At 73.6% G+C, this 25,670-nt stretch carries 21 protein-coding genes; 13 read left to right on the top strand and 8 right to left on the bottom strand.

The window, feature by feature from the left end:
• Positions 1-106: 106 nt before the first annotated feature.
• From ACZ3YO_RS29870 to ACZ3YO_RS29855, 4 genes are all read right to left on the bottom strand, one after another.
• Entirely contained in the window at positions 107-958 is an 852-nt protein-coding gene (locus ACZ3YO_RS29870; RefSeq protein ID WP_465575361.1) for an amino acid ABC transporter permease, read from the bottom strand.
• Between the two features lie 73 nt (positions 959-1,031).
• Positions 1,032-1,682, bottom strand: coding sequence for an amino acid ABC transporter permease (locus ACZ3YO_RS29865; RefSeq protein ID WP_396323806.1), 651 nt, complete (start codon positions 1,680-1,682; stop codon positions 1,032-1,034).
• 50 nt (positions 1,683-1,732) lie between these two features.
• Positions 1,733-2,635: a glutamate ABC transporter substrate-binding protein gene (locus tag ACZ3YO_RS29860; RefSeq protein ID WP_465554419.1), complete on the bottom strand. Its 903-nt coding sequence runs from the start codon at positions 2,633-2,635 to the stop codon at positions 1,733-1,735.
• A gap of 170 nt (positions 2,636-2,805) precedes the next feature.
• A complete protein-coding gene (locus ACZ3YO_RS29855) occupies positions 2,806-3,579 on the bottom strand; it encodes an amino acid ABC transporter ATP-binding protein (RefSeq protein ID WP_465575357.1) in 774 nt (257 codons plus the stop codon).
• A 385-nt stretch (positions 3,580-3,964) separates the two neighbouring features.
• On the opposite strand from ACZ3YO_RS29855, the gene ACZ3YO_RS29850 reads away from it, so the two are divergent.
• Entirely contained in the window at positions 3,965-4,717 is a 753-nt protein-coding gene (locus ACZ3YO_RS29850) for a response regulator transcription factor (protein WP_465575355.1), read from the top strand.
• 6 nt (positions 4,718-4,723) lie between these two features.
• The gene (locus tag ACZ3YO_RS29845; RefSeq protein ID WP_465554414.1) at positions 4,724-6,166 is read left to right on the top strand and encodes a sensor histidine kinase; all 1,443 of its coding nucleotides are present in this window, start codon (positions 4,724-4,726) and stop codon (positions 6,164-6,166) included.
• A gap of 117 nt (positions 6,167-6,283) precedes the next feature.
• Here ACZ3YO_RS29845 and ACZ3YO_RS29840 read toward each other — a convergent pair whose 3' ends face one another.
• Positions 6,284-7,303 (bottom strand): TAXI family TRAP transporter solute-binding subunit, encoded by a 1,020-nt coding sequence (locus tag ACZ3YO_RS29840; RefSeq protein WP_396323801.1) that lies wholly within the window; start codon positions 7,301-7,303, stop codon positions 6,284-6,286.
• A gap of 116 nt (positions 7,304-7,419) precedes the next feature.
• Here ACZ3YO_RS29840 and miaB point away from each other — a divergent pair, with 116 nt between their 5' ends.
• Both miaB and ACZ3YO_RS29830 read left to right on the top strand, forming a co-directional pair.
• Positions 7,420-8,922, top strand: coding sequence for a tRNA (N6-isopentenyl adenosine(37)-C2)-methylthiotransferase MiaB (miaB, locus tag ACZ3YO_RS29835; protein WP_465575351.1), 1,503 nt, complete (start codon positions 7,420-7,422; stop codon positions 8,920-8,922).
• A gap of 75 nt (positions 8,923-8,997) precedes the next feature.
• Complete coding sequence (locus tag ACZ3YO_RS29830) at positions 8,998-9,696, top strand: class III extradiol ring-cleavage dioxygenase family protein (RefSeq protein WP_465575349.1); 699 nt, start codon at positions 8,998-9,000, stop codon at positions 9,694-9,696.
• 40 nt (positions 9,697-9,736) lie between these two features.
• On the opposite strand, the gene ACZ3YO_RS29825 is transcribed toward ACZ3YO_RS29830, so the two are convergent.
• Positions 9,737-10,006 (bottom strand): antitoxin, encoded by a 270-nt coding sequence (locus tag ACZ3YO_RS29825; RefSeq protein WP_465575346.1) that lies wholly within the window; start codon positions 10,004-10,006, stop codon positions 9,737-9,739.
• 224 nt (positions 10,007-10,230) lie between these two features.
• Here ACZ3YO_RS29825 and miaA point away from each other — a divergent pair, with 224 nt between their 5' ends.
• The 5 genes from miaA to hflX all read left to right on the top strand — a co-directional run bounded on the left by miaA (position 10,231) and on the right by hflX (position 17,158).
• Positions 10,231-11,160, top strand: coding sequence for a tRNA (adenosine(37)-N6)-dimethylallyltransferase MiaA (miaA, locus tag ACZ3YO_RS29820; RefSeq protein WP_465575423.1), 930 nt, complete (start codon positions 10,231-10,233; stop codon positions 11,158-11,160).
• Between the two features lie 229 nt (positions 11,161-11,389).
• On the top strand, positions 11,390-11,899 hold the full coding sequence (locus ACZ3YO_RS29815; RefSeq protein WP_396323797.1) for a hypothetical protein: 510 nt from the start codon (positions 11,390-11,392) through the stop codon (positions 11,897-11,899).
• 73 nt (positions 11,900-11,972) lie between these two features.
• Positions 11,973-12,890, top strand: coding sequence for a diaminopimelate epimerase (gene dapF / locus ACZ3YO_RS29810; RefSeq protein ID WP_465575342.1), 918 nt, complete (start codon positions 11,973-11,975; stop codon positions 12,888-12,890).
• Positions 12,891-13,062: 172 nt separating this feature from the next.
• Positions 13,063-15,504 carry a RelA/SpoT family protein gene (locus ACZ3YO_RS29805; protein WP_465575340.1) on the top strand — a complete coding sequence of 814 codons (2,442 nt, stop codon included), beginning with the start codon at positions 13,063-13,065 and terminating at the stop codon, positions 15,502-15,504.
• Positions 15,505-15,652: 148 nt separating this feature from the next.
• Complete coding sequence (gene hflX, locus ACZ3YO_RS29800; protein WP_465554404.1) at positions 15,653-17,158, top strand: GTPase HflX; 1,506 nt, start codon at positions 15,653-15,655, stop codon at positions 17,156-17,158.
• A 126-nt stretch (positions 17,159-17,284) separates the two neighbouring features.
• Here the strand turns inward: hflX and ACZ3YO_RS29795 are convergent, their stop codons facing one another.
• Positions 17,285-18,436 carry a trypsin-like serine peptidase gene (locus ACZ3YO_RS29795; protein ID WP_465575337.1) on the bottom strand — a complete coding sequence of 384 codons (1,152 nt, stop codon included), beginning with the start codon at positions 18,434-18,436 and terminating at the stop codon, positions 17,285-17,287.
• A 37-nt stretch (positions 18,437-18,473) separates the two neighbouring features.
• Positions 18,474-19,661 carry a hypothetical protein gene (locus tag ACZ3YO_RS29790; RefSeq protein WP_465575334.1) on the bottom strand — a complete coding sequence of 396 codons (1,188 nt, stop codon included), beginning with the start codon at positions 19,659-19,661 and terminating at the stop codon, positions 18,474-18,476.
• A gap of 333 nt (positions 19,662-19,994) precedes the next feature.
• On the opposite strand from ACZ3YO_RS29790, the gene ACZ3YO_RS29785 reads away from it, so the two are divergent.
• The 4 genes from ACZ3YO_RS29785 to ACZ3YO_RS29770 are packed head-to-tail and all read left to right on the top strand — an operon-like array spanning position 19,995 to position 25,664.
• A complete protein-coding gene (locus ACZ3YO_RS29785; RefSeq protein ID WP_465575331.1) occupies positions 19,995-21,830 on the top strand; it encodes an IucA/IucC family protein in 1,836 nt (611 codons plus the stop codon).
• Positions 21,722-22,435: a GNAT family N-acetyltransferase gene (locus ACZ3YO_RS29780; protein ID WP_465575421.1), complete on the top strand. Its 714-nt coding sequence runs from the start codon at positions 21,722-21,724 to the stop codon at positions 22,433-22,435. The genes ACZ3YO_RS29785 and ACZ3YO_RS29780 overlap by 109 nt, the downstream gene beginning before the upstream one ends.
• A 15-nt stretch (positions 22,436-22,450) precedes the next feature.
• Positions 22,451-23,851: a lysine N(6)-hydroxylase/L-ornithine N(5)-oxygenase family protein gene (locus tag ACZ3YO_RS29775; RefSeq protein ID WP_465575328.1), complete on the top strand. Its 1,401-nt coding sequence runs from the start codon at positions 22,451-22,453 to the stop codon at positions 23,849-23,851.
• A complete protein-coding gene (locus tag ACZ3YO_RS29770; RefSeq protein WP_465575325.1) occupies positions 23,829-25,664 on the top strand; it encodes an IucA/IucC family protein in 1,836 nt (611 codons plus the stop codon). The genes ACZ3YO_RS29775 and ACZ3YO_RS29770 overlap by 23 nt, the downstream gene beginning before the upstream one ends.
• Positions 25,665-25,670: the final 6 nt, after the last annotated feature.

Raw genomic sequence — 25,670 nt, 5'->3', positions numbered from 1 at the left:
CCGGGACCTCCGGGCATGGGCAGGCCGACGGGGTGGCGTCATATGCCGCGAGGATGGTCCCGGATGGTGTCACGAAGAGCAATGCAACAGTTCACCTGCGTGTCCGTCAAGCAGCAGCCGATGTGCGCCGGTTCGCGCCGCGACGGCCGCGTGCTTCGATCCACCGGGCGAGCGCCGTGAGCAGCAGGCACATCGCGATGTAGATGGGCCCGATCACCAGCACCACGGGGATGTAGGGGAAGCCCGCCGCGTTGATCGGCTGACTGGCGATCGCCTTACCGACGAACAGCAGCTCGTGGTAGGTGATGATGAAGCCGAGTGAGGTGTCCTTCAGGGTGACGACCAGCTGGCCGATCATCGTCGGCAGCATCGAGCGGACCGCCTGCGGCACCAGGATGGTGGTCATCACCTGGGTCTTGCGCAGGCCGAGCGCGTAGGCCGCCTCGCCCTGGCCGCGCGGGACGGCGTTGACGCCGCTGCGGATGATCTCGGCCTGGACGGACCCGTTGTAGAGGGTGAGGCCGAGCACCAGCGCCCACATCGGCTGCTTGGCGAAGAACGCGTAGTAGAGCGCGACGATCAGGATGAGCAGCGGCATCGCCCGGAAGAACTGGACGAAGGAGACGGCCGCCCAGCGCACCGGCTTGTGGTCGGAGAGCTGTCCGGCGGCCAGCAGCGCGCCCAGGGCGAGCGAGAAGAGCGCCGCCAGCCCGAAGGCCTCCAGGGTGGACACCAGGCCGTCGACGATCCGCTGCTGGACGGCGGTGTACTGGAACACGTCCCAGAGCTGGGCGTCGAACTGGCCGTTGTCGGCGAGGGCCGAGAAGGCGTACCAGAGCAGCCCGGCGATCGCGACCAGCGACAGCACGCCGAACAGCCGGTAGCGGGCGCGGGCCCGCGGGCCGGGTGCGTCGTAGAGGACGCTGGCCGTGGACGGGCGGGTGAAGAGGGAGCTCATGCGTCCACCTCGCTTCGCCCGGCAGGGGCGTGCGCCGACGCGCACATCTCCGTCATTCGCTCGCTTTGCTCACTCATCGGGCCACCGCCAGTCGGTCTTCCAGGAAGCGGAACAGCACGGCGACTGCGGCGCTGATCACCAGGTAGGCGCAGGCCACCCAGAAGAAGATCGCGAAGATCGAGTAGCCGCGCTCGGAGAACGTCTGCTGCACGCTGTACAGCTCGGCGACGCTGAACGCGCCGGCGATCGCCGAGTTCCTCGGCAGCGCGATGAAGACGCTGCTCATCGGGGCCAGCACCGTCCGGGCGGCCTGCGGCAGGACTATCTGGGTGAGCGTCTGGCCGAAGGTCATGCCGAGGCTGCGGGCCGCCTCGGCCTGGCCGAGCGGCACGGTGTTGATGCCCGAGCGCAGCACCTCGCAGACGAAGGACGCGGTGTAGCTGCCCAGCGCCAGCACCGCGAAGGTGAGGTGGCTGAAGTGCACGCCGAGCGGCGGGAGCCCGAACGTCACGGCGAAGAAGAGCACGGTCAGCGGGGTGTTGCGGAAGAGCGTCACCCAGCCGGTGCCGAAGGCGCGAAGCACCGGGACGGGGGAGACCCGGAAGGCCGCCAGCAGGGTGCCCAGCAGCAGGGCGAGCAGTGCGCTGAGCGCGCTCAGCTCGATCGTCTGCAGGAAGCCGTCGCGGAACAGCGCGAAGTTGCCGTCCTCGAACAGGAAACCCATCCGGCGGCCCTCCTCTCAGGAGTGGTCAGGAACGTTGGTCAACGGGCGGATCAGTACCGCTCCAGGGCCGGCGGCGTGGGCGCGGCCGAGCCGGAGAGGCCGAGGGTGGCGTCGTACGCCTTCTTCCAGTCGCCGTTGTCCTGGTGGGCCTTGAGGGCGTCGCTGATCGCGGCCCGCAGCGCCGCGTCGTCCTTGTTCAGGCCGACGCCGTAGTTCTCGGTGGTGAACGGCTTGCCGACCACCTTGAGCTTGGGCGCGTACTTGGAGGCGTAGCCCTTGAGGATGGCGTCGTCGGTGGTGACGGCGTCGACCTCGCCGGACATCAGCTTCTCGACGCAGGCCGAGTAGGTGTCGAACTGGGTGATCTTCGGCGAGTACTGCTGGATGTTCTTGATCGAGGTCGAGCCGGTGGCGGTGCAGACGTTCTTTCCGTTGACCGACTCCGGGCCGGTGATGGCGGTGTTGTCCGACTTCACCAGCAGGTCCTGGCCGGCGATGTAGTACGGGCCGGCGAAGGAGACCGACTTCTTGCGCTCGTCGTTGATGCTGTAGGTGCCGACGTAGAAGTCGATCTGGCCCTTGGAGATGGCCGGCTCGCGCTGCGAGGAGACCAGGGTCACCCACTTGATCTGCTGCGGGCTGAAGCCGAGGTCGGCGGCGATCATCTTGGCGATCTCGATGTCGAAGCCGCTGCGGTCGCCGCTGGCGACGTCCTCGAAGCCGAGGTTCGGCTGGTCGGCCTTGGCGCCGATGATCAGCTGGCCGCGCTTCCTGGCCTCGGTGAACACCTGCGAGTCCACCTTCGGGTCGGTCTTGACCGTGTAGGTGGGCAGCTTCGGGGCGTTGCTGGCGCCGGCGGCGGTGTCACCGGGCGTGCCGTCCTTGCCACAGGCGGCGGTGGCGGTCAGCGCGATGGCGCAGAGCGCGACGGCGAGGGTGCGACGGGTCTTCATGAGGGTAGCTCTCCTCGGGCTGGGCCACGGGTCGACCGGGCTCTGGCGACAGGAAGTTGGCCGGGGTCGGCGGGGTCGGGCGGCGGCGCCCTTGCCACTGCCGACGGGTGCCGGCCCGGTAGGTCGGGAAGACCCGGAAGCTCCGGGACGTCCCGGAAGGCCGGGGACGGTCAGTGGTGCAGGATCTTGGAGAGGAAGTCCTTCGCGCGGTCGCTGCGCGGCGCGGTGAAGAAGGCCTCGGGGGTGTTCTGCTCGACGATCCGGCCGTCCGCCATGAAGAGCACGCGGTTGGCGGCGGAGCGGGCGAAGCCCATCTCGTGGGTGACGACCACCATCGTCATGCCGTCGGCGGCCAGCTGGCGCATGACCTCCAGCACCTCGTTGATCATCTCCGGGTCGAGCGCCGAGGTGGGCTCGTCGAAGAGCATCACCTTCGGGTTCATCGCCAGTGCCCGGGCGATCGCGACGCGCTGCTGCTGCCCGCCGGAGAGCTGGGCCGGGAACTTCGCGGCCTGTGCGCCGACACCGACGCGCTCCAGCAGCTCCTTGGCGGTGGCCACGGCCTTCTCGCGGGCGATCCCGCGGACCTTGACCTGGCCGAGCACCACGTTCTCCAGCACCGTCTTGTGCGCGAACAGGTTGAAGCTCTGGAACACCATGCCGACCTCGGCCCGCAGCCGGGCCAGCTCACGGCCCTCGGCGGGCAGCGGGCGGCCGTCGATGGTGATCGTGCCGGAGTCGATGGTCTCCAGCCGGTTGATCGTCCGGCAGAGCGTGGACTTGCCCGAGCCGGAGGGGCCGATCAGGACCACCACCTCGCCCTGCTTGATCTCCAGGTCGATGTCCTGGAGCACGTGCAGGGCGCCGAAGTGCTTGTTCACCCCGCGCATCACCACCAGGGGGGCGGCTGCGGCGCTGGAGTCCTTGGTGAGGCTCTCGGTCATCGCGCCTGCTCCCTGGTATCGGCCCGAGAGCTGAACTCCCTTGGGCGGCAATGGTGATAGGAAAGCCGGGGGCCGAGGCCGGCGGAGCCGCGGCCCCCGGTGGGGTGACCATAGGAGCGCTGACGATGTCACGTCAGCCGATCTGAGCGGAACTTGAGGATCACGATCCGGCCACACGCCGGGCGCGGGCCGTTCACGAGTCCCGGACGGGGGCGGTGACAGCGGGCACCCGCCCCGCCGCACGGCGTCCCGCAGGGGTCCGGGACATGGCCGAGCCTGGCGTCCGGCGCTCCGCTGGCCCATACTGCGCAGAACCGGGACCTGCCCGGTGGGGGCCCGTGAACATCACGTGACACCCCGGGGACCGTCCGGGAGAGGAGGAACGATGCGACTGCTGCTCGTCGAGGACGACGAACGCGTGGCCGCCGCGCTGGTCGCGGTGCTCGGACGCCACGGCTTCCAGGTCAGGCACGCCCGCAGCGGGCACGAGGCGCTCGACGCGCTGGTGCCGGACGGCAACGAGCCGTACCGGGTGGTCCTGCTCGACCTGGGGCTGCCCGACCGGGACGGCTTCGAGGTCTGCAGCCGGATACGGGCCGGCAGCGGCGTACCCGTGATCATGGTGACCGCGCGCGCCGACATCCGCTCCCGGATCCACGGCCTCAACCTGGGCGCCGACGACTACGTCACCAAGCCGTACGACATGGGCGAGCTGCTCGCCCGGATCCACGCCGTGGCCCGCCGCGGCGCCGCGCCCGCCGCCGTCTCCGCGCCCGCACCCGACACCGTGCCGCAGCAGCGGGGGCCGCTGGAGTCGCGCGGCATCCGGATCGACCGCGAGCGCCGCCGGGTCAGCGTCGACGGCCGGGACGTGCCGCTCACCCGCAAGGAGTTCGACCTGCTGGCGCTGCTCGCCCAGAGCCCCGGCGTGGTCTACCGCCGCGAGCAGATCTTCAGCGAGGTCTGGCGCAGCGGCTGGGAGGGCAACGGCCGCACCCTGGAGGTGCACATCGGCTCGCTGCGCACCAAGCTGGCCCTGCCCGGCCTGGTCGAGGCCGTCCGGGGCGTCGGCTACCGGCTGATCCCCGAGTCCCCGGCCACCGCCGCGGACGCCCCCCAGGCCCCCGCGGAGCACTGACCGTTCGTGCGTACCCGCCTGCTCGGCATTCTGCTCGCGCTGATGCTCTGCGTCCTGGCCGCCCTCGGGCTGCCGCTCGCCGCGGCGGTCGCGGCCGCCGAGCAGACCCGGGTGGTGGTCGACCGGCTCGACGACGCGGCCAGGTTCGCCCAGGACCTGCCCACCTCGGGCGTCTCCGCCCTGGACTCCGCCCTCAAGGGCGACCTGGAGCCCGCGCCGGGCGACCTCAGCCGCCGCCGCGCGCTGGACGCCGAGGTGGCGCGCTACCACGACCTGTACGGCGTCCGGCTCGGAATCTTCCAGCGGGACGGCGTCCCGATAGCCACGGCCCCGGCGGACTGGCGGGTGCCGGTCGCCGGCTGGGGCGAGCAGGCCTTCCAGGAGGCGCTGGACGGGCGGCGCAGCCACAACCCGCCGCAGGTCTGGCCGTGGACCTCCGACCGGACGCTGACCATCGCCACACCGGTGGTCCGGGACGGCGACGTGGTCGCGGTGGTGCTCAGCGAGTCCCCGACCGGTGCACTGCGCACCCGGATACTGCACCGCTGGCTGGTGATCGGGGCCGGTGAGGCCGCCGCCATGATCGTCGCGGTGCTGCTCGCCGTCCGTCTCACCGAGTGGGTGCTGCGCCCCGTCCGGACCCTGGACCGGGCCACCCACGACATCGCCACCGGCCGGATGAACGCCCGGGTGGCGCCCGGCGGCGGCCCGCCCGAACTCCAGCGCCTGGCCCGATCGTTCAACGAGATGGCCGACCACGTGGTGCTCGCCCTGGACCAGCAGAAGGCCTTCGTCGCGGACGCCTCGCACCAGCTGCGCAACCCGCTGGCGGCGCTGCTGCTGCGGGTCGAGGTGCTGGGCCTGGAGCTGCCCGAGGGCCACGACGAGGAGCTCGGCAGGGTCCGCGAGGAGGGCGTCCGGCTCGCCCGGGTGCTGGACGACCTGCTCGGGCTGGCCACCGCCGAACACGCCCGCCCGGAGCCCGAGCCGACCGACCTGGTCGCGCTCACCCTGGCCCGGGCGGACGCCTGGCGGCCGGTGGCGGAGCAGCGCGGGATCGAGCTCGGCTGGGAGGGCCCGGCGCTGGCACTCGGCATGGCGGACCCGATCGGCTTCGGCAGCGCGCTGGACGCGGTGATCGACAACGCGCTCAAGTTCGGCCCGGCCGGCACCCGGGTGCGGGTGCTGGTGGCGGTGCGGCGCAGCGAGGTCGCGGTGACCGTCTCGGACGCCGGGCCCGGCCTCACCGAGGAGGAGGCGGCCCGGGCCGGCGACCGGTTCTGGCGCAGCGCGCGGCACCAGAACGTGGACGGCTCCGGCCTCGGCCTCTCCATCGCCCGCACCCTGCTCCAGGCCGCCGGCGGCTCGCTCACCTTCGCGCCGGTCCGGCCGACCGGTCTCGCGGTGACCCTGGCGGTGCCGAGGGCGGAGAAGACCCGCAGGACCTAGGCGCAGGGCCTCCACCGAGCGGCGGTGGCGCCTCCGGGGCTTCGCCGAGCCGGTGGGTGGCGCCTCCGTGGCTTCACCTCACCTCTACGGCCTCGCGGGCCGGTGCTGGTGGCACCTCTAGGGCTTCACCGAGCGGTAGTAGCGCGCCGCGCCCTCGTGCAGCGGGAGCGGGTTGGTGTAGACGGCGGTGCGCAGGTCGACCAGCTGGGCGGCGTGCACCTCGGAGCCGATCTGGTCGCGGCTGTCTATCACCGCCCGGGTCATGCCCTGGACCAGGTCGGTGTCCACGTCGTCCCGGGTGATCAGCAGGTTGGGCACGGCCACGGTGGCGACGGCGTCCTTGGGCTCCGCGTTCGGGTAGGTGCCCTTGGGCATGGTGGCCGCCCGGTAGGCGTCGGTACCGCCGCCCTCGACCCGGTGGACGGCCTCGGCGAGGTCGCCGAGCGGCACGATCCTGATCTTGAACTGTTCGGAGAGCCCGGTGAGCGCGCCGGTCGGCAGCCCGCCGGACCAGAAGAAGGCGTCGAGCTTGCCCTCGCGCAGCCGCTCGGCGGCGTCGCCGACGCCGAGCATGGCCGGCCGGATGTCGTGGTCCGGGTCGAGTCCGGCCGAGGAGAGCAGCCGCCGGGTCACCAGGTTCACCCCGGACAGGGGCTGGCCGACGCCGACCCGCAGGCCCTTCAGGTCGGCCGTCCGGTGCACCGGCGAGGAGGCGGGCACGACCAGCTGGAGGTAGTCGTCGTAGAGCCGGGCGATCGCCCGCAGCCGGTCCCTGCCCGGCCCGGAGTACTGGGCGACGGCGTCGGCGGTGGCGATCGCGAAGTCGTCCTGGCCGCTGGTCACCCGGGCCAGGTTGTCGATCGAGCCCTCCGAGTTGTCCAGCTGCAGCCGCACCCCCGGCATCGCCTTGGCGACGTGGGTCTCCAGCAGCTGCCCGTACCGGTCGTACACCCCGCCCCGCACGCCGGTCGCGAAGCCCACCGCCCCGCGCGGGTAGTCCGGGGTACGGCCGGCCGAGAGCCACCAGCCGCCGAGGGCGGCCACCACCAGCACGAGGGCCAGCACCGCCCGCCAGAGCGGGCTGCGCGCCGCCGCGCGGAGGGTTGCGCCGACTCGGGGCGCGGAGCTGGGGGCCATGCAGGGATAGTGCCAGGCGCGCGCACCGAACGGGAGGGGCGGACGCGCGACGGCGGCCGCGGACGGGTGGGGACCGGTGGGGAAAACCGATTCGCGGCTGCCCGTACCCTGGTCTGGTGAGTGGTGAGAGCGGATTGAAGAGCTACAAGGTCGTGACCTACGGCTGTCAGATGAACGTCCACGACTCCGAGCGGCTGTCGGGCCTGCTGGAGGACGCCGGATACGTGAAGGCCGGGCAGGACGGCGACCCGGACCTGGTCGTGTTCAACACCTGCGCGGTGCGCGAGAACGCCGACAACAAGCTGTACGGCAACCTCGGGCAGCTGGCGCCGGTCAAGAGCCGCCACAAGGGCATGCAGATCGCCGTCGGCGGCTGCCTGGCCCAGAAGGACCGCGACACCATCGTCAAGAAGGCCCCCTGGGTCGACGTGGTGTTCGGCACCCACAACATCGGGCACCTGCCCGCGCTGCTGGAGCGTGCCGCGGTCGAGCGCAGGGCCCAGGTCGAGATCCTGGAGTCGCTGGAGACCTTCCCCTCCACCCTGCCCACCCGCCGCGAGTCCGCGTACGCCGCGTGGGTGGCCATCTCGGTCGGCTGCAACAACACCTGCACCTTCTGCATCGTCCCCGCGCTGCGGGGCAAGGAGGAGGACCGCCGCCCCGGCGACGTCCTCGCCGAGATCGAGGCGCTGGTCGACGAGGGCGTCATCGAGGTCACCCTGCTCGGCCAGAACGTCAACGCCTACGGCTCCGACCTGGGCGACCGCGAGGCCTTCTCCAAGCTGCTGCGCGCCGCCGGGCAGATCGAGGGCCTGGAGCGGATCCGCTTCACCTCGCCGCACCCGCGCGACTTCACCGACGACGTGATCGCCGCGATGGCCGAGACCCCGAACGTGATGCACCAGCTGCACATGCCGCTGCAGTCCGGCTCGGACACCGTGCTCAAGGCGATGCGCCGCTCGTACCGGCAGGAGCGCTTCCTCGGCATCATCCGGAAGGTGCGGGAGGCGATGCCGGACGCCGCGATCTCCACCGACATCATCGTGGGCTTCCCCGGCGAGACCGAGGAGGACTTCGAGCAGACCATGCACGCGGTCCGCGAGGCCCGCTTCACCAACGCCTTCACCTTCCAGTACTCCAAGCGCCCCGGGACCCCGGCCGCCGAGATGGAGGACCAGGTGCCGAAGGCCGTCGTGCAGGCCCGCTACGACCGGCTGATCGCGCTCCAGGAGGAGATCTCCTGGGAGGAGAACAAGAAGCAGGTCGGCCGCACCCTGGAGATCCTGGTCGCCGAGGGCGAGGGCAAGAAGGACGACAGGACCGACCGGCTCTCCGGCCGCGCCCCCGACAACCGGCTGGTCCACTTCACGCGGCCGTCGGAGCCCGTCCGCCCCGGCGACATGGTCACCGTGGAGATCACCTACGCCGCCCCGCACCACCTGCTGGCCGAGGGCCCGGCGCTCGCCGTGCGCCGCACCCGGGCCGGCGACGCCTGGGAGAAGCGCCAGGCCAAGCCGGCGGCCGCCGCCCCGACCGGGGTCATGCTCGGCCTGCCGACCGTCGGCGCCCCGGCGGCGCTGCCGCTGGCCGCCCCGGCGGGCGGCTGCTGCGGCGACTGACCGCTGCTCGTGGCGCGGCCCGGTGGGATCCCCGATCCCGCCGGGCCGCTGTCGTTCTTCGTTAGAGTGATCCACATGCTGGTTGCCGCCGCCGTCTGCCCCTGCCCGCCGCTGCTCGTCCCGGAGGTCGCCGCCGGTGCGGCCGCCGAGCTGGAGCCGCTGCGCGCGGCCTGCGACGAGGCGCTGGCCGCGCTGCTCGCGGCCGGGCCGGAGCTGGTCGTGGTGGTCGGCACCGGGCCGGAGGCCGAGGTGTGGACCGAGGGCGGGGCCGGTTCCTTCCACCGCTACGGGGTGCCGCTGGTGGCCAGGCTGCCGGCCGGCCGGGTCGAGGGCCCGGAGCTGGCGCCCTCGCTGACCGTCGGTGCCTGGCTGCTGGAGCGGGCCGGGGCGACCCTGCCGACGCACGCCTGCGCGGTGCCCGCGGACGCGCCCGCCGACCGGATGCTGGGTCTCGGCCAGGGCCTGGCCGGGCTGGCCGACCGGGTCGGGCTGCTGGTCATGGGCGACGGCAGCGCCTGCCGCTCGCTGAAGGCACCGGGCTACCTGGACGAGCGGGCCGAGGGCTTCGACGCGGCGCTCGCCGACGCCCTGGGCTCGGCGGACCTGGCCGCCCTGGCCGCCCTGGACGCGGGCCTGGCCGCCGAGCTGAAGGCCGAGGGCCGCGCCCCCTGGCAGGTGCTGGCCGGCGCCGCCGAGGGCGCCGGCCTCACCGCGCGCCTGGGCTACCGGGACGCGCCGTACGGGGTCGGGTACCTCGTGGCGTCCTGGAGCTGACCCGCGGCCCTGCCCGGGCGAGCGGCTCGGGAGCGCGGGCTCAGGGGGTCGGGCCCTGGCCGTCGACGGGGGTGCCGGGGGTGGTGCCGCCCGGGCCGCCGGACTTGTGGGCGAAGTCTTCCACCGCGTGTTTGGCCTTGCTGGTGCCGTGCTCGATCTTCTCGCTGTACTTGCCCTTGGTGGCCTTGTCGATGGCGCCACCGGCCTTGTCGACCGCGTGCTCGATCTGGTCGCTGTGCTTGCCAGCCAGCTCGCTGGCCTTCTCCTTGAGCTCCTCGGCCTTGCCCTTGAGGTTGTCCATCAGACCCATGGCGTCCTCACCGTTCCTCTCTGTCTCCTGCTCAACGTCTCTCGCGGCCGAACCGTTCTCAACTGGGGATATGGGCGGAAACGGTCATATCGTCGCTCAATAGGACCCACCGGGCGGGGAGGTCTCCGTCGCGTCGGCGGTTTTGCGAGACTGGTCCGGTGAGCAGCTCCAGTACCGTCCAGCCCGGGCCCGCGCAGCCCGGCCCCGTCCAGCCCGGTGCCACCGTGCCGCGCGTGGTCTCCGTGGTGGGTGCGACCGCCGCCGGCAAGTCCGACCTGGCCGTCGCCCTCGCCCGCAGCCTCGGCGGCGAGGTGATCAACACCGACTCGATGCAGCTCTACCGGGGCATGGACATCGGCACCGCCAAGCTCACGCTCGACGAGCGCGGCGGCGTCCCGCACCACCTGCTGGACATCTGGGACGTCACCGAGGCCGCGTCCGTCGCCGAGTACCAGCGGCTCGCCCGGGCCGAGATCGACCGGCTGCTCGCGGCCGGCCGCACCCCCGTCCTGGTCGGCGGCTCCGGGCTGTACGTCCGGGCGGCGATCGACGAGATGGACTTCCCCGGCACCGACCCGGCGGTCCGGGCCCGGCTGGAGGCCGAGCTCGACCAGGCCGGCCCGTACGCGCTGCACCGGCGGCTCGCGGAGCTGGACCCGGCCGCCGCCGCGGCGATCCTGACCGGCAACGGCCGGCGGATCGTCCGGGCGCTGGAGGTCATCGAGATCACCGGGCAGCCGTTCACCGCCAACCTGCCGAGCAACACCGCCGTCTACGACGCGGTGCAGATCGGCGTCGCGGTACCCCGGCCCGAGCTGGACGAGCGGATCACCCTGCGGGTCGACCGGATGTGGGAGGCCGGTCTGCCGGACGAGGTCCGGGAGCTGGAGAGGCTCGGCCTGCGCGAGGGGAGGACCGCCTCCCGGGCGCTCGGTTACCAGCAGGTGCTCGACCACTTCGCCGGGGAGTGCACCGAGGACGAGGCGCGGGCCGAAACCGTCCGCGCCACCAAGCGGTTCGCCCGCCGGCAGGAGTCCTGGTTCCGCCGCGACGACCGGATCCACTGGCTCTCCCGCCCGGCCGGCGCGGACCCCGGCGAGCTGCTCGCCCGCTCGCTGGAACTGATCTGCCGTCAGGAATCGGCCCTGCCGTAGGCGGTATCCGGCCATTCCGGCGGTGCACTTGCGCGCGCAGGTGGGCGTGCAGGACGAACCCGCGGTTACGGCCGGATCACGTGATGGCCACGGATCACCCGATGACCCCGGTCAGGCCCGGAACGCCTCTCTGGACATGCCATCATCGAGGTCATAAGGGTCGGCCCGGGCGGGCCGACCGTGCCCGGCCGCGAGTCCGCACTCGTGTCGAACTGTCAGGGGAGGCCGCGTGTCGACGGGTACCGGCCCCGAAACCGGCCAGAGCGGGAGCGCCACCGCACAGGCCGACGACCTCGACGCGTCGACCATGCCGGACCTGCCCGTGCTGCCCGGCCTCGACGCCCCCACCTCCTACGCGGTCGCGCTGCCCGCGCTGGACACCCGCGCCCCCGCCGGTGCGGTGCACGAGCGGGAGATCCGCCCACGCCGCCGGCTGCGCTGGTGGCAGACGCTGCCGATAGCGCTGCTGGCCACCGCCGGCTCGCTGATGTTCGCCTTCCCGCTGGCCTTCGGCTCGGCCGGGGCCGGTTCGGCGATGGTCGGGATGCTCGGGCTGCTGCTCACCGCGGCCTCGGTCGGCTGGGGTGCGATGGCCGCCCGGCACGCCGGGTACAAGTGGCCGGGCCTGCCGCGCCGCGGCTCCGGCCGGCGGGCCGGGTGGAAGGCGATCGTGATCTACACCCTGATCGCGCTGGCCGCCTGCGCGCTCGCCCTGTGGCGGGTCGTCCACCTGCGCTGACCCCGCCGGCGGACGCGGTCCGCCTGGTGGTCCGCCCGGCCGGCCCGGCCGGCGGCTCAGTATCATCGGCAGCGTGAGCGACACCTCCCCGCAGCCCGCCGGCCTGTCCTTCCTCAAGGGGCACGGCACCCAGAACGACTTCGTCATCGTGCCCGACCCGGACGGCAAGCTGGTGATCGGCCCCGAGGCCGTCGCCGTGCTGTGCGACCGCCGGGCCGGCATCGGCGCCGACGGTCTGCTGCGCGTGGTGCGCTCGGCCGCCGACCCGGCCGCGGCCGACCAGGCCGACCGGGCCGAGTGGTTCATGGACTACCGCAACGCCGACGGCTCGATCGCCGAGATGTGCGGCAACGGCGTCCGGGTCTTCGCCCGCTACCTGGTCGAGGCCGGGCTGGCCGAGCCGGGCGAGGTGGCCATCGCCACCCGGGCCGGCGTGCGGACGGCCCGGGTCGCCGAGGACGCCGAGGACGGCACCCCCGGCGAGGTCACCGTCGACATGGGGCGCGCGCTGCTGCCCGGCCCGGACGGGATCGAGGTCACGGTCGGCGGGCGCAGCTGGCCGGCCCGCAACGTCAACATGGGCAACCCGCACGCGGTCGCCTTCGTCGAGAGCCTGGACCACGCCGGCAACCTGTACAGCGCGCCGCTCACCAGCCCCGAGGGCGCCTACCCCGAGGGCGTCAACGTCGAGTTCGTGGTGGACCGCGGGCCGCGGCACGTCGCGATGCGGGTGCACGAGCGGGGCTCCGGCGAGACCCGCTCCTGCGGTACCGGCGCCTGCGCCGTCGCGGTGGCCACCGCCCGCCGGGACGGCGCCGACCCGGCGGTCACCGGCGAGGCCGTCAGCTACACCGTGGACCTGCCGGGCGGCCGGGTGGTGATCACCGAGTACCCGGACGGCCGGGTGGAGATGACCGGCCCGGCGGTGATCGTGGCGCGCGGCGAGCTCGACCCGCGGTGGCTGGCGACCCTCCAGGCCGTCCACGGCTGACGGCGCGGGCGGTTTGCCCATTTCGTGCAGCGACGAATCCCCCCGTTAGGGTGATCCGGGTCACGGACGGGAAGCAGGGCATCGCGGAACGTGCTCTGCTCGGTAGCATGGATCACCGGGTCGAGCGCCCCTCGGAGGGGAGCAGCCGGTGACGCTGCCGGAGGTGCCGACGATGACCATCGAAGCCGGGCAGCCCCTTGCGGGGCAGCCGACGTCCGCACGGCAGGCCGGGCCCAAGCGGCCCCTCGGGGGGTTAGGGCGGGCCGCACTCGGCCGGGCCGGGCGCGCCGCGCTGCTGGCCACCGGCCGCACGCCGGTGCCCGACGCCCTCGAACCGCTCGTCCAGGCCCACCGCCGGCACCACCCGCAGGCCGACCTCGGCCTGCTCGGCCGGGCCTACCGCCTGGCCGAGGCCAGCCATCGCGGGCAGAAACGCAAGAGCGGCGAGCCGTACATCACCCACCCGCTGGCCGTCACCATGATCCTGGCCCAACTCGGCGCCGGGACGACCACCCTGGTCTCCTCGCTGCTCCACGACACTGTCGAGGACACCGAGTTGACCCTGGCTCAGGTCGGCGAGGAGTTCGGCCCCGAAGTCGCCTATCTGGTCGACGGGGTGACGAAGCTGGAGAAGGTCGACTTCGGTGCGGCCGCCGAGGCCGAGACCTTCCGCAAGATGCTCGTCGCCACCGGGGACGACGTCCGGGTGATGGTGATCAAGCTCGCCGACCGGCTGCACAACATGCGCACCATCCGGCACATGAGGCCGGCCAGCCAGGTCCGGATCGCCAAGGTCACCCGGGACGTGCTGATCCCGCTGGCCGAGCGGCTCGGCATCCAGGTACTCAAGTCGGAGCTGGAGGACATCGTCTTCGCCACCCTCCACCCGGAGGAGTACGCCCGCGCGCGCGCCCTGCAGGCCGGCCACGAGGCCGAACCGGACGCCCTGCTCGAACCCTTCGCCCGGACGCTGGCACGCCAGCTCGCCGAGGCCGGGGTGGCCGCCGAGGTCACCGTCCGCCCCCGGCACTGCGTCTCGCTGCACCGGGTGCTGCTCAAGCGGGCCGCCGCACCCGGCCCCGACGGGCGGCCGCAGGGGCCGCAGCCGGCCGACTTCGGGCGGCTGCTGGTGGTGGTCGAGGAGAACGCGGACTGCTACGCCGTCCTCGGCGAGCTGCACACCTGCTGGACGCCGCTGCCCGGCGAGTTCAAGGACTTCGTGGCCGCCCCCAAGTTCAACCTGTACCAGTCGCTGCACACCGCGGTGGCGCTGGAGGGCGGCGCGGTGGTCGAGGTACTGGTCCGCACCCGGCGGATGCACGAGGTCGCGCAGACCGGCGTGGTCGCCCTCGGTGACCCCCGGCAGCCCGGGGCCGGCGGCGCGGACCAGGGCACGGACGAGCTGGACCGCACCGACCCGGCCCGGCCGGGCTGGCTCAGCCGGCTGCTGGAGTGGCAGCAGGAGACACCCGACCCGGACGCCTTCTGGTCCGCGCTCACCGCCGACCTCGCCGGGGACCGCGAGATCACCGTCGTCACCGAGGCCGGCGAAACGCTTCAGCTGCGGGCCGGCGCCAGCTGTGTGGACGCCGCCTACCTGCTCGGCGAGGAGACCGGCCACCGATGTATCGGTGCCCGGGTCAACGGCCGGCTCACCTCGCTCTCCACCGTCCTCCAGGACGGTGACCGGCTGGCCATCCTCACCGAGCAGGGCGACCCGGCCGCCCACCCCTCCGGCCCCGCGCCCGAATGGCTGGCGCACGCCCGCACCCCGGCCGCCAGGCTGGCCATCGAACGATGGCTCGCCGACCACCCGGCGCGGCTGCCGGTGGTCCGCACCGGCCCCTCGGCCGGCCAGCCGGCGCCGCCCGCGCACCGGGCCGCCGAGCGCGGCGCCGCCCCGGTGGCGGTGGCCGGCCGCCCGGGGGCACCGGTCCGGCTGGCCCGCTGCTGTACCCCGGTGCCGCCGGACGAGATCAGCGGCTTCGCGATCCGCGGCGGCGCCGTCGCCGTGCACCGCACCGGCTGTCCGGCGGGTGAGCGGATGCGGGCGGACGGGCGCGGCGCGCTGGAGATCCACTGGCAGCCCGACGGCGCGCCGCCGTCCGGCTACCGGGCGACCCTGCGGGCCGAGGCGCTCAACCGGCCCCGGCTGCTGGCCGACCTCACCGCGGCGATCTCGGGGGAGGGCGTCGGCATCGTCTCGGCCGAGGTCGAGCCGCCGCAGGAGCTGCGGGTGCGGCACACCTACACCGTCGAGCTGCCCGAGCCGGCCGCGCTGGCCGCGGTGATGCGGGCGATGCTGCGGGTCTCGGGGGTGTACGACGTGAGCCGCCCGCACGCACCGGCGGGCGGCGGCGGCGCGCGTCCTCGGGCGGGGGAGGCGGAGCCCGGCGCCGGGGGCGGCCCGGCGGACGGGGACGGCCCGGCGGCGTTGGGCGGCCCGGCGGACGGGGACGGCCCGGCGGCGTTGGGCGGCCCGGCGGACGGGGACGGCCCCGCGGGCGAGGACGGACCGGTCTCCGGACCGGAAAATGGGGATGCCCCGTCCGCACCGGGCGTGCGAACATCGTGGGGAATTCACGGCCGGTCCGCGGCGTTCACCGGGCACTGAGAGAATTGCCTGTGTGGGGCCGCGGTCCCGCGGGGTAGCTCACATCTCGCCCGAGCGGTAGACGAGGCGGCAGCTGGGCAGACTCCGGGTGTGACCGTCGGTACGGTCACGCAGACAGGCCCTCCGTACCAGCCAGCCAAAGGACAGAATGACCTCCACGTTCGAAGCCCGCGACCACGCCGACGCCCCGCGCCGCCTCGACGGTCTGCGGGCGGAAGCCCTCATGGACGAGGACCTCGCGGCCATCGACGAGGACCTCGGCCACCACCACTACGACGGCGACCAGTACGACCGCAGCGAGCGTGCAGCCCTGCGCCGGGTCGCCGGCCTCTCCACCGAACTCGAAGACGTCACCGAGGTCGAGTACCGCCAGCTCCGCCTGGAGCGCGTGGTGCTCGTCGGTGTCTGGACGGACGGCACGCTGGAGGAGGCGGAGAACTCCATGGCGGAGCTCGCCGCGCTTGCCGAGACGGCCGGCTCCCAGGTGCTGGACGGCGTCATCCAGCGCCGCGACAAGCCCGACGCCGCCACCTACATCGGCTCCGGCAAGGCGAAGGAGCTGCGGGACATCGTCGCGGCCACCGGTGCCGACACCGTGGTCTGCGACGGTGAGCTCACCCCGGGCCAGCTGATCCACCTGGAGGACGTGGTCAAGGTCAAGGTCGTCGACCGGACGGCCCTGATCCTGGACATCTTCGCCCAGCACGCCAAGTCCCGTGAGGGCAAGGCGCAGGTCTCGCTCGCGCAGATGCAGTACATGCTGCCGCGGCTGCGAGGCTGGGGTCAGTCGCTCTCCCGGCAGATGGGTGGTGGTGGCTCCGGCACGTCCGGCGGCGGCATGGCCACGCGTGGTCCCGGTGAGACCAAGATCGAGACCGACCGGCGCCGGATCCGCGAGAAGATGGCGAAGCTCCGCCGGGAGATCGCCGAGATGAAGAAGGGCCGCGACACCAAGCGCCAGGAGCGCAAGCGCCACCAGGTGCCGTCCGTGGCCATCGCCGGCTACACCAACGCCGGCAAGTCCTCCCTGCTCAACCGGCTCACCGGCGCGGGCGTCCTGGTGGAGAACGCGCTGTTCGCCACCCTGGACCCGACCGTGCGCCGGGCGCAGACCCCGAGCGGCCGGCTCTACACGCTGGCCGACACCGTCGGCTTCGTCCGGCACCTGCCGCACCACCTGGTCGAGGCGTTCCGCTCCACCATGGAGGAGGTCGCCGACGCGGACCTCATCCTCCACGTGGTGGACGGCTCGCACCCCGAGCCGGAGACGCAGCTGGCCGCCGTCCGCGAGGTCATCGTCTCGGTCGACGCGCAGAACGTGCCGGAGATCGTGGTGATCAACAAGGCCGACGCGGCCGACCCGCACGTACTCCAGCGCCTGCTGCGCCGCGAGCCGCACGCCATCGTGGTGTCGGCCCGCACCGGGCTGGGCATGGAGGAGCTGCTGAAGCTCATCGACGACGAGCTGCCGCGCCCGGCGATCGAGGTGCAGGCACTGGTGCCGTACACCCACGGTGGCCTGGTCTCCCGGGTGCACGCCGAGGGTGAGCTGATCTCGACCGAGCACACCGCGGAGGGCACGCTGCTGCACGCCAAGGTGCAGGCCGAGCTGGCCGCCGAGCTGGAGCGATTCTCGGTCGCGCTGCAGGGCTGAGGCCCGCGGGGCCGAGGCTGCGCAGGGCTCAGGGCTCCGCGGGCCCGGGGATCCCGAGGTCCGAGCAGAACGCCGACGGCCCCGGTCTCCTCAACGGAGACCGGGGCCGTCGGCGTTGCCGCGGGCCTACTTCGCGTTCTTGGAGAAGTAGTCGAAGGCCTGCCGCGCCTGCTCCTGGAGAGAGGGGCCGGCCATGTACTCGGACGGGTTGCGGTTGCCGATCGAGTTGACGCTGATCAGGTTCGGCTTGCCGTCCTTGGTGATGAACCAGCCGCCGCCGCTGGAGCCTCCGGTCATGGTGCAGCCGATCACGTACATCGGCGGCCGGGCCGGGTCGAAGGAGAGCTTGACCGGGGGGATCGCGGAGTCGCAGTGGCTGAGCTCCATACCGTCGAACGGCCGCTCGGCCGGGTAGCCGTAGGAGAAGGCCGAGGTGATCTGCCCGCGCGGGGCGTTGAACCAGACCGGGATCGAGCTGCCGACCGTCTCCTCCAGCGACTTGCCGGAGCCGTTCTCGTTGCGGACCCGGATGATCCCGTAGTCGTACTGGGAGTTGGGGCCGACGCCGTTCTCCTTCACCCAGGTCGGCGAGACCAGCGCGCGGACCGCCGTCCACCGCCCGTACGGGGAGACCTGCTGCTCGCTGTACTGCCTGCCCCGGCTGGCCTGTCCGTCCCGGTTGTAGCCGGGGACGAAGGTGATGTCCTTCAGCCAGGTGCCGCCCTTGCCGTCGTGCAGGCAGTGCGCGGCGGTGTAGACGAGGTTGCTCCGGCCGGGGTTGGCCGGGTCGGAGACCACGGTGCCGGAGCACATCGAGTCGCCCTCGGGCGTGGTCATGAAGATCTTGCCGACCACGGCCGTCGCCGGGCTGTACGGGTGCGGCTGCGGCTTGGCGGGGATGGCGGCCGGCGGGGTGTCCCGCTCGACCGTGCTGCCGGCCGTCGTGTGCGAGTACTCCGGGGTGGCCCGGCCCTTGGCGTTCTCCATCTTGGCGATCGACCAGAACCCCTGGGCGACCTCGTTGACGAAGGCGTTGTCGCCGACGAACCTCGCCCAGTCGTCGAGCTTCCAGTTGGCGAGGTCCTGGAGGCTGCTGGGCAGTGCGGCCCCCGGCTTGCCGGGCGCGGTGGTGGCGGTCGCGGACGGAGTGCCCGCGGCCTCGTTGCTCTTCTCGTTGTCCGGCCCGCAGGCGGTCGCGCTGAGGGCGAGCACGGCGAGCACGGCGGCTCCGGCCGTCGCGGCCCGGCGGCCGGGCCCGGCCGTGGTGATCGGTGGCATGGTGATCTCTCCCCGTCGGTCGGTTCCTGCCAGGCGGCTACTTCTGCTTGCGGGAGATGTAGTCCAGGGCCTGCTTGGCGACCGTCTCCAGGTACGGGCCGCTCAGCGAGGTGTGGTCCTGGGTGCCGATGGAGGTGTTGCTGACCAGTGCGAGCCTGCCGTCCGGCATCGGGGCGAACCAGCCGCCGCCGCTGGAGCCCTGCGTCATGGTGCAGCCGATGGTGTGCATCGACGGGCGCTTCGGGTCGAAGGAGAGCCGGACCGGCTTGCCGCCGTCGCACTTGTACAGCTCCTGCCCGTCGAAGGGCTTGTAGAGCGGGTACCCGACGGCCGAGACCTTCAGCTGGTCGCGCGGGGCGTCGAACCAGACCGGAACGGCCGAACCGACCGTCTCCTCCAGCGACTTGGCGGTGTCGTTCTGGTTCTGCACCCGCATGACCGCGAAGTCGTACTGGCTGGCGGCGTCACCGGTGCCGCCGCCCTCGACCGTCCACTGCGGCGAGGTCACCACGTCCTTGGCCCACCAGGTGCCGAGCGGAGCCAGCTCCGCCAGCGGGGCCTTCTTGCCGCCGCTGGAGGCACCGGAGTTGTTGTAGGCGGGGACGAAGACGAGGTCCTTGTAGAAGTCGCCGCCCTTGCCCGGGTGCACGCAGTGCCCGGCCGTCCAGACCAGGTTGCTCTTGCCGGGGTGGGCCGGGTCGGCGATCACGGTGGCCGAGCAGTTGCCGCGGCCGCCCTCGGCGCTGAAGAACACCTTGCCCGAGGGCTGCTTGGTGTACGGGCGGGCCACCGGCGTCGCCTTGACCACGGGCGGCTCGGGGTCGGTGACCCCGGCGTCCCCGGCCGGCTTGGCGGTGGGCGGCGCCGGTTCGGCGGGCTTGGAGTCGCCCATCTTGTCCGGGTTCCAGAAGTCCTTGACGACGGGGTTGTTGAAGACGTGCTTGGAGGCCCAGTTGTCCCAGTCCTCGAACTTCCACTTCTTCAGGTCGTCCCAGCTCTTCGGCAGGCCCTCCAGCAGGCTGGTCGGGATGCCCGACGGCAGGGTGAGACCGCCGATCACTCCGCCGCCCCCCGCGGAGGCGGAGGCGGTGGCGCTCGTCGAGGCCGGTGGCGGTGCGGCGGTGCCCCCGTCGCCGGCGGGGCCGTCCGGGCCGCAGGCGCTCACGGCGAGCAGGGTTCCGGCGGCAAGGGCCGCGGCCATGGCTGACCGGTGGATCGATGGCATGGTGTTCGCTCTCCCCCTGGATGGTCCTGTTCCGGCGGCGCCCGCCGCCCTGGAGTCTCCCACTGGCCTCCAGGACGGCACGGGCCGACCCCCGGGTTCCGGAGCTGACGGGAGGTCACCGATCTGTGACGAACGCCCCGTCGGCTCGTTGCCACGGCAGGGGCTGCCACCCCAGGGGTGAACAATCACCGCTCTTCACCCGGACGAGTGAGCCGCCCTTGTGATCACCCGTCAGGGATAGGTAACCCTTACCTGACGCGACGGTGCGAGCGCCCGCCAGACCCTCTCCACCACCCGCGCGCGTCCGCACCCCACGCGCCCCAAGGAGCAGCCTTGAGCACCGCCCTCACCGGAGCCCCGCCCGACGTCCCGGCGCGCCGGCCCGCCCCGGCCCGCCCCGCCGTGGCCGGCCCGGCGCAACCCGATCCGCTGCTTCACCCGGACCCGGCCGTCGCCGCCGAACAGGCGGCCCTGGAGGCCCTGCTGCGCTGCTGGGCCCGCGAGACCGGCGCCACGCCCGGCCCCGACGGGCGGCTGCGGATCGCCGTCCTCGGCGGCGCCGCCCGGCTTTCCGCGCCTGTCCGCCACTGGTCCAGGGCCGGCTGGCACCGCTTCGGCCCGGCCACCCTCTCGGCCGGCGGGGGCGCCGCGGCGGGGGATGGCCGCGACGCCCCGGTCGACGCCGTCACCACCGCCGCGCTGCTCGCCGCCGCGGCCGCCGCCCGCCCCGACCCCGGCCAGGTCGCCGACCTCGCCGCCCGGGTCGCCGACTCCGTCGTCCGCACCGCCGACATCCTCACCCACCACCGCACCGCCGCCGCCCCCGGCGGGCCGGAAGGCTCCCACTTCCTCGCCGCCGAACAGTCCCTGCTGCTCGGCCACCCGCTGCACCCCACCCCGAAGAGCCGCGACGGCCTCGGCCCCGCGCAGAGCGCCGCCTACTCCCCGGAACTCCACGGCTCGTTCCAGCTGCACTGGTACGCCGTCGACCGCGAACTGCTCGCCGCCGGCTCCGCCGTGACCGAGAGCGCCGACCGGATCACCGCCCGACTCCTCGGCGACCCGGCCCTGCTACCGCCCGGCACCGCCGCCCTGCCGCTGCACCCCTGGCAGGCCCGCGAACTGGCGCTGCGCCCGGCCGTGGCCGGACTCCTCGCCGACGGACTGCTGCACGACCTCGGCCCGGCCGGCACACCCTGGTACCCGACCTCCTCGGTGCGCACCGTCTACCGGCCCGGCACGCCCTGGATGCTGAAGCTCTCGCTCGGCTTGCGGATCACCAACTCCCGCCGGGAGAACCTCCGCAAGGAACTGCACCGCGGCCTGGAGATGCACCGGCTGCTGGAGAGCGGCTTGGCCGCCGAGTGGCGGGCCGCCCACCCCGGCTTCGACATCGTCCGCGACCCGGCCTGGATCGGCGTCGACCACCCCGCCCTCGGCGACCCGGGCGGCCTGGACACCGTGCTGCGCGCCCAGCCCTTCGCCCCCGTCGACCGCGTGCTCTGCGTGGCCGGGCTGGTCGCCGAACAGCCGCTCGGCGCCGGCGACACCGTGCCGTCCCGGCTCGGCGACGTCCTGCGCTCCCTCGCCGCCCGCTGCGGCCGCCCGTTGGCCACCGTGGCCGCCGAATGGTTCCTGCGCTACCTGGACGCCGTCGTGCTGCCCGTCCTCTGGCTGGACGGACGGGCCGGCATCGCGCTGGAGGCGCACCAGCAGAACAGTCTCGTCCTGCTCGACGCCGACGGCTGGCCGACCGGCGGGCGCTACCGCGACAACCAGGGCTTCTACTACCGCCAGAGTGCGGCCGAGCGGCTCACCGGCCGGCTGGCCGGCCTCGGCGCGCAGAGCGACACCTTCCTCGCCGACGAGGTGATCGACCACCACTTCGCCTACTACCTCGGCATCAACCACGTCCTCGGCCTGATCGGCGCCCTCGGCTCCCAGCGGCTGGCCGACGAGGCGGTGCTGCTGGCCGCGCTGCGCGGCTTCCTGGGCAGCCCCCGGGTCGCGGCCACCGGCTCCGCACTGCCCGCCCTGCTGCTGGACGCGGCCACCCTGCCCTGCAAGGCCAACCTGCTCACCCGGATCAACGGCATGGACGAGCTGGTCGGCCCGGTCGCCACCCAGTCCGTCTACGTCGACATCCCCAACCCGGTGGCCGGCGCGTGACCTCCGCCGCGAGCCCGGCCGAGGAGGTCGCAGGCTGGGGCGCCATGCCCACCACCGCCGGCGAGTTCCGGCTCCGCCCGGTCCGGCTGCCCGCCGACCTGGAACTGCTCACCGGCTGGATGAACGACCCGGAGACCGCCGCCTTCTGGGACCTCGCCGGGCCGCCCGCCACCACCGAACGCCACATCCGGGCCCAGCTCGACGGCGACGGGAACAGCGCGCCCTGCCTCGGCCTGCTCGACGGCACCCCGATGAGCTACTGGGAGCTCTACCGCGCCGACCTCGACCCGCTCGCCGGGTACTACCCCGCCCGGCCCCACGACACCGGCGTCCACCTGCTGCTCGGACCGGCCGACCGGCGCGGGCGGGGCCTCGGCTCCACGCTGCTCGCCGCGCTGGCCGACCGGATCCTGCGGGAACGGCCGCACTGCGAGCGCGTGGTGGCCGAACCCGACGTCCGGAACCGGCGGTCCGTCCGGGCCTTCGAACGGGCCGGCTTCGTACCCGCCGCCGAACTCGACCTGCCCGGGAAACGGGCCGCCCTGATGGTCCGCGACCGCGACCGCGCCCGCGGCCCGCTCCCCTCCGCCCCGAACCCCGCCTAGGACACCGCCCACCCCATGGACACCCCACCCCAGCCCGAGCCGTACGACCTCCTCGGCGTCGGCATCGGCCCGTTCAACCTCTCGCTCGCCGCGCTGGCCGAGCCCGTCCCGGGCCTGCGCACGCTCTTCTGCGACCAGCGCCCGGAGTTCCGCTGGCACCCCGGGATGCTGGTCGACGGGGCCCGGATGCAGGTGCCCTTCCTCGCCGACCTCGTCTCGCTGGTCGACCCGACCAACCGCTGGTCCTTCCTCAACTACCTGCGCGAACAGGACCGGCTCTTCCCGTTCTACTTCGCCGAGCGCTTCCAGCTGCCCCGCCGGGAGTACGAGCACTACTGCCGCTGGGCCGCCGAGCGGCTCGCCAACTGCCGGTTCGCCACCGTCGTCACCGCCCTGCACTGGGAGGGGGACCGCTACCGGGCCGAGCTGCTCGACACCGCCACCGGCCGGCGCGAGGAGGTGCACGCCCGCAACCTCGTGCTCGGCGTCGGCACCCGGCCGCTCCTGCCCGAAGCCTTCGCCGGTGTCGCCGGCCACCCGCGGGCCTTCCACTCCGCCGACTACCTGGACCGCCGCGCCGCCCTGGACGGCGCCCGCGACATCACCGTGGTCGGCAGCGGGCAGTCCGGCGCCGAGGTCTTCCTCGACCTGCTGCGGCGCCACGCCGGCGACGGCGTCCGGCTGCGCTGGCTCACCCGGACCAGGGCCCTCGCCCCCATGGAGTACTCCAAACTCGGCCTGGAGCACTTCACCCCCGACTACACCCGCTACTTCCACGGCCTGCCCGAACCGGTCCGCGACCGCCTGGTCGACGCCCAGTGGCAGCTGCACAAGGCCGCCAGCGCCGAGACCCTCGCCGAGATCCACGACCACCTGTACGAGCGGACCATCGGCCGCCCGATCGACGCCGACCCGGTCGAGATCACCCCCGGAACCACCGTCACCGACGCCCGGCCCGGCCCCTGCGGAGGGCTCGAACTCCGCTGCCGGCACACCGACTCCGGCGCCGAGCACGTCCTGCGCACCGACGCCGTGGTGCTCGCCACCGGCTACCGGGCCGCCCGCCCGGCCGCCCTGGAACCGCTCGCCGAGCTGATCGACTGGGACGGCTCCGGCCGCTACCGCGTCGACCTCGACCACCGGGTCGCGACCCTTCCCGAGCTCACCGGCGGGCTGTACGTACAGAACGCCGAACTGCACACCCACGGCGTCGGCACCCCCGACCTCGGCCTCGGCGCCCACCGCGCCGCGGTGATCCTCAACGCCGTGACCGGCCGGACCGTCCACCGGCTGCCCGCCCGTACCGCGTGGACCGGCTTCGCCCCGCCGGAGCCGGCGGCCCCCGCCTCCACCCCGCCCACCACCACCGTCCCTCGCCCCCAGGAGCTGTCCCGTGCCGCAACCGCCGGCCGCTGAACCGCCGCTGTACCTGCCCCCGCAGCTCACCGCCGGGCACTGGCGGCGGGCCGGCCGCGCGCTGCTGGCCAAGATGCTCGGCGAGTTCGCCTACGAGGAACTGATCACCCCGGTCCCCGGCGCCGCCGACGGCGCGTACCTGCTGCCCCTGCCCGAGGCCGAGTACCGCTTCACCGCCCGCCGCGGCGCCTACGGCAGCTGGCAGGTGGCCGAGGACTCGGTGCGCTGCTCCCGGCCGGACGGCCTCGACCCGCTGCGCTTCCTCCCGTACGCCCGGCACACCCTCGGCCTGAACGGCGAGACCACCGGCCACCTCGTCCGCGAGCTCACCGCCACCCTGATCTCCGACGCGCACCAGCTCGCCACCGCGCTCACCGCCGCCGAACTGGCCGACCTCGGCCACACCGAGCTGGAGGGCCGGCAGGGCGGCCACCCCTGGATCGTCCCCAACAAGGGCCGGATCGGCTTCTCCGCCTCCGACGCCGCCCGCTGGGCCCCGGAGGCGCGCACCCCGCTGCCACTGCCCTGGATCGCCGTCCACCGCCGGCTCGCCCAGTACCGGGGCGTCCCCGGCCTCACCGAGCCCGGGCAGCTGTACGCCCGCGAGATCGACGACCCGGACGCGCTGCGCGCCGGGCTGCGCGCCCTCGGCCTGGACGCCGACGACTACCTGCTGCTGCCCGTCCACCCCTGGCAGTGGGACGAGACCGTCGTCCCGCTGTTCGCGCCGTGGATCGCGTCCGGCGAGATCGTCCCGCTGCCCTCCGACGGCGACCTGCGGCTGCCCCAGCAGTCCATCCGCTCCTTCTTCAACCGGAGCCGCCCCGACCGCTGCACGGTCAAGCTGCCGCTCGCCATCCTCAACACCCTGGTCTGGCGCGGCCTCCCGACCGAACGCACGCTGGCCGCGCCCGCCGTCACCGCCTGGATCCACGGGCTCCGGCAGGCCGACCCGTTCCTGCGCGACGAGTGCCGGGTGGTGCTGCTCGGCGAGATCGCCTCCGTCACCGTCGACCACCCGCTCTACCGCGAGCTGCCCGAGGCGCCCTACCAGTACAAGGAGCTGCTGGGCGCGATCTGGCGCGAACCGCTCGGCCCCGCCCTGGACGCCGGCGAGCGCGGCCGCACCCTGGCCGCGCTGCTGCAGAGCGGCGCCGACGGCCGGGCGCTGGCCGCCGAGCTGATCACCCGCTCCGGGCTCGCCCCGGCCGCCTGGACGGCCCGGCTGTTCGCCGCGATGCTGCCGCCGCTGCTGCACTTCCTCTACCGGTACGGCCTGGTCTTCTCCCCGCACGGCGAGAACGCCATCCTGGTCTTCGACTCCTCCGACGCCCCCGTGCGCCTCGCGGTCAAGGACTTCGTCGACGACGTCAACCTCAGCGACCAGGACCTCCCCGAGCTGCGCGGGCTGCCCGCCGAGGTGGCCGGGGTGCTGCTGCGCGAGGACCCTCAGGGCCTCTGCCAGTTCCTCCACTCCGGCCTCTTCATCGGCGTCTTCCGCTACCTCGCCCCGCTGCTGGAGGCGCAGACCGGCCTGCCCGAGACGGAGTTCTGGGCGCTGCTGCGGGCCGAGGTCCTCCGGTACCAGGAGCGCTTCCCCGAGCTGAAGGAGCGGTTCGCCCTCTTCGACCTGTTCCGGCCACGGATCGACCGGCTCTGCCTCAACCGCAACCGGCTGCTCCTCGACGGCTACCGGGACCGCCCGCACCGCCCGCACGCGGCCAGGCACGGCACCGTCCCGAACGCCCTCACCCCCGAGGGGACGGCCGGGCTGCCCGGTCAACGGGACCGGATTGTCACCCCTGCCCCGTAGGGTGGG

The sequence above is a fragment of the Kitasatospora sp. NPDC022785 genome (assembly GCF_055561295.1).
Note: the sequence above shows the minus strand (reverse complement) of the source record. Positions and strands in the feature narration are given on the sequence as shown.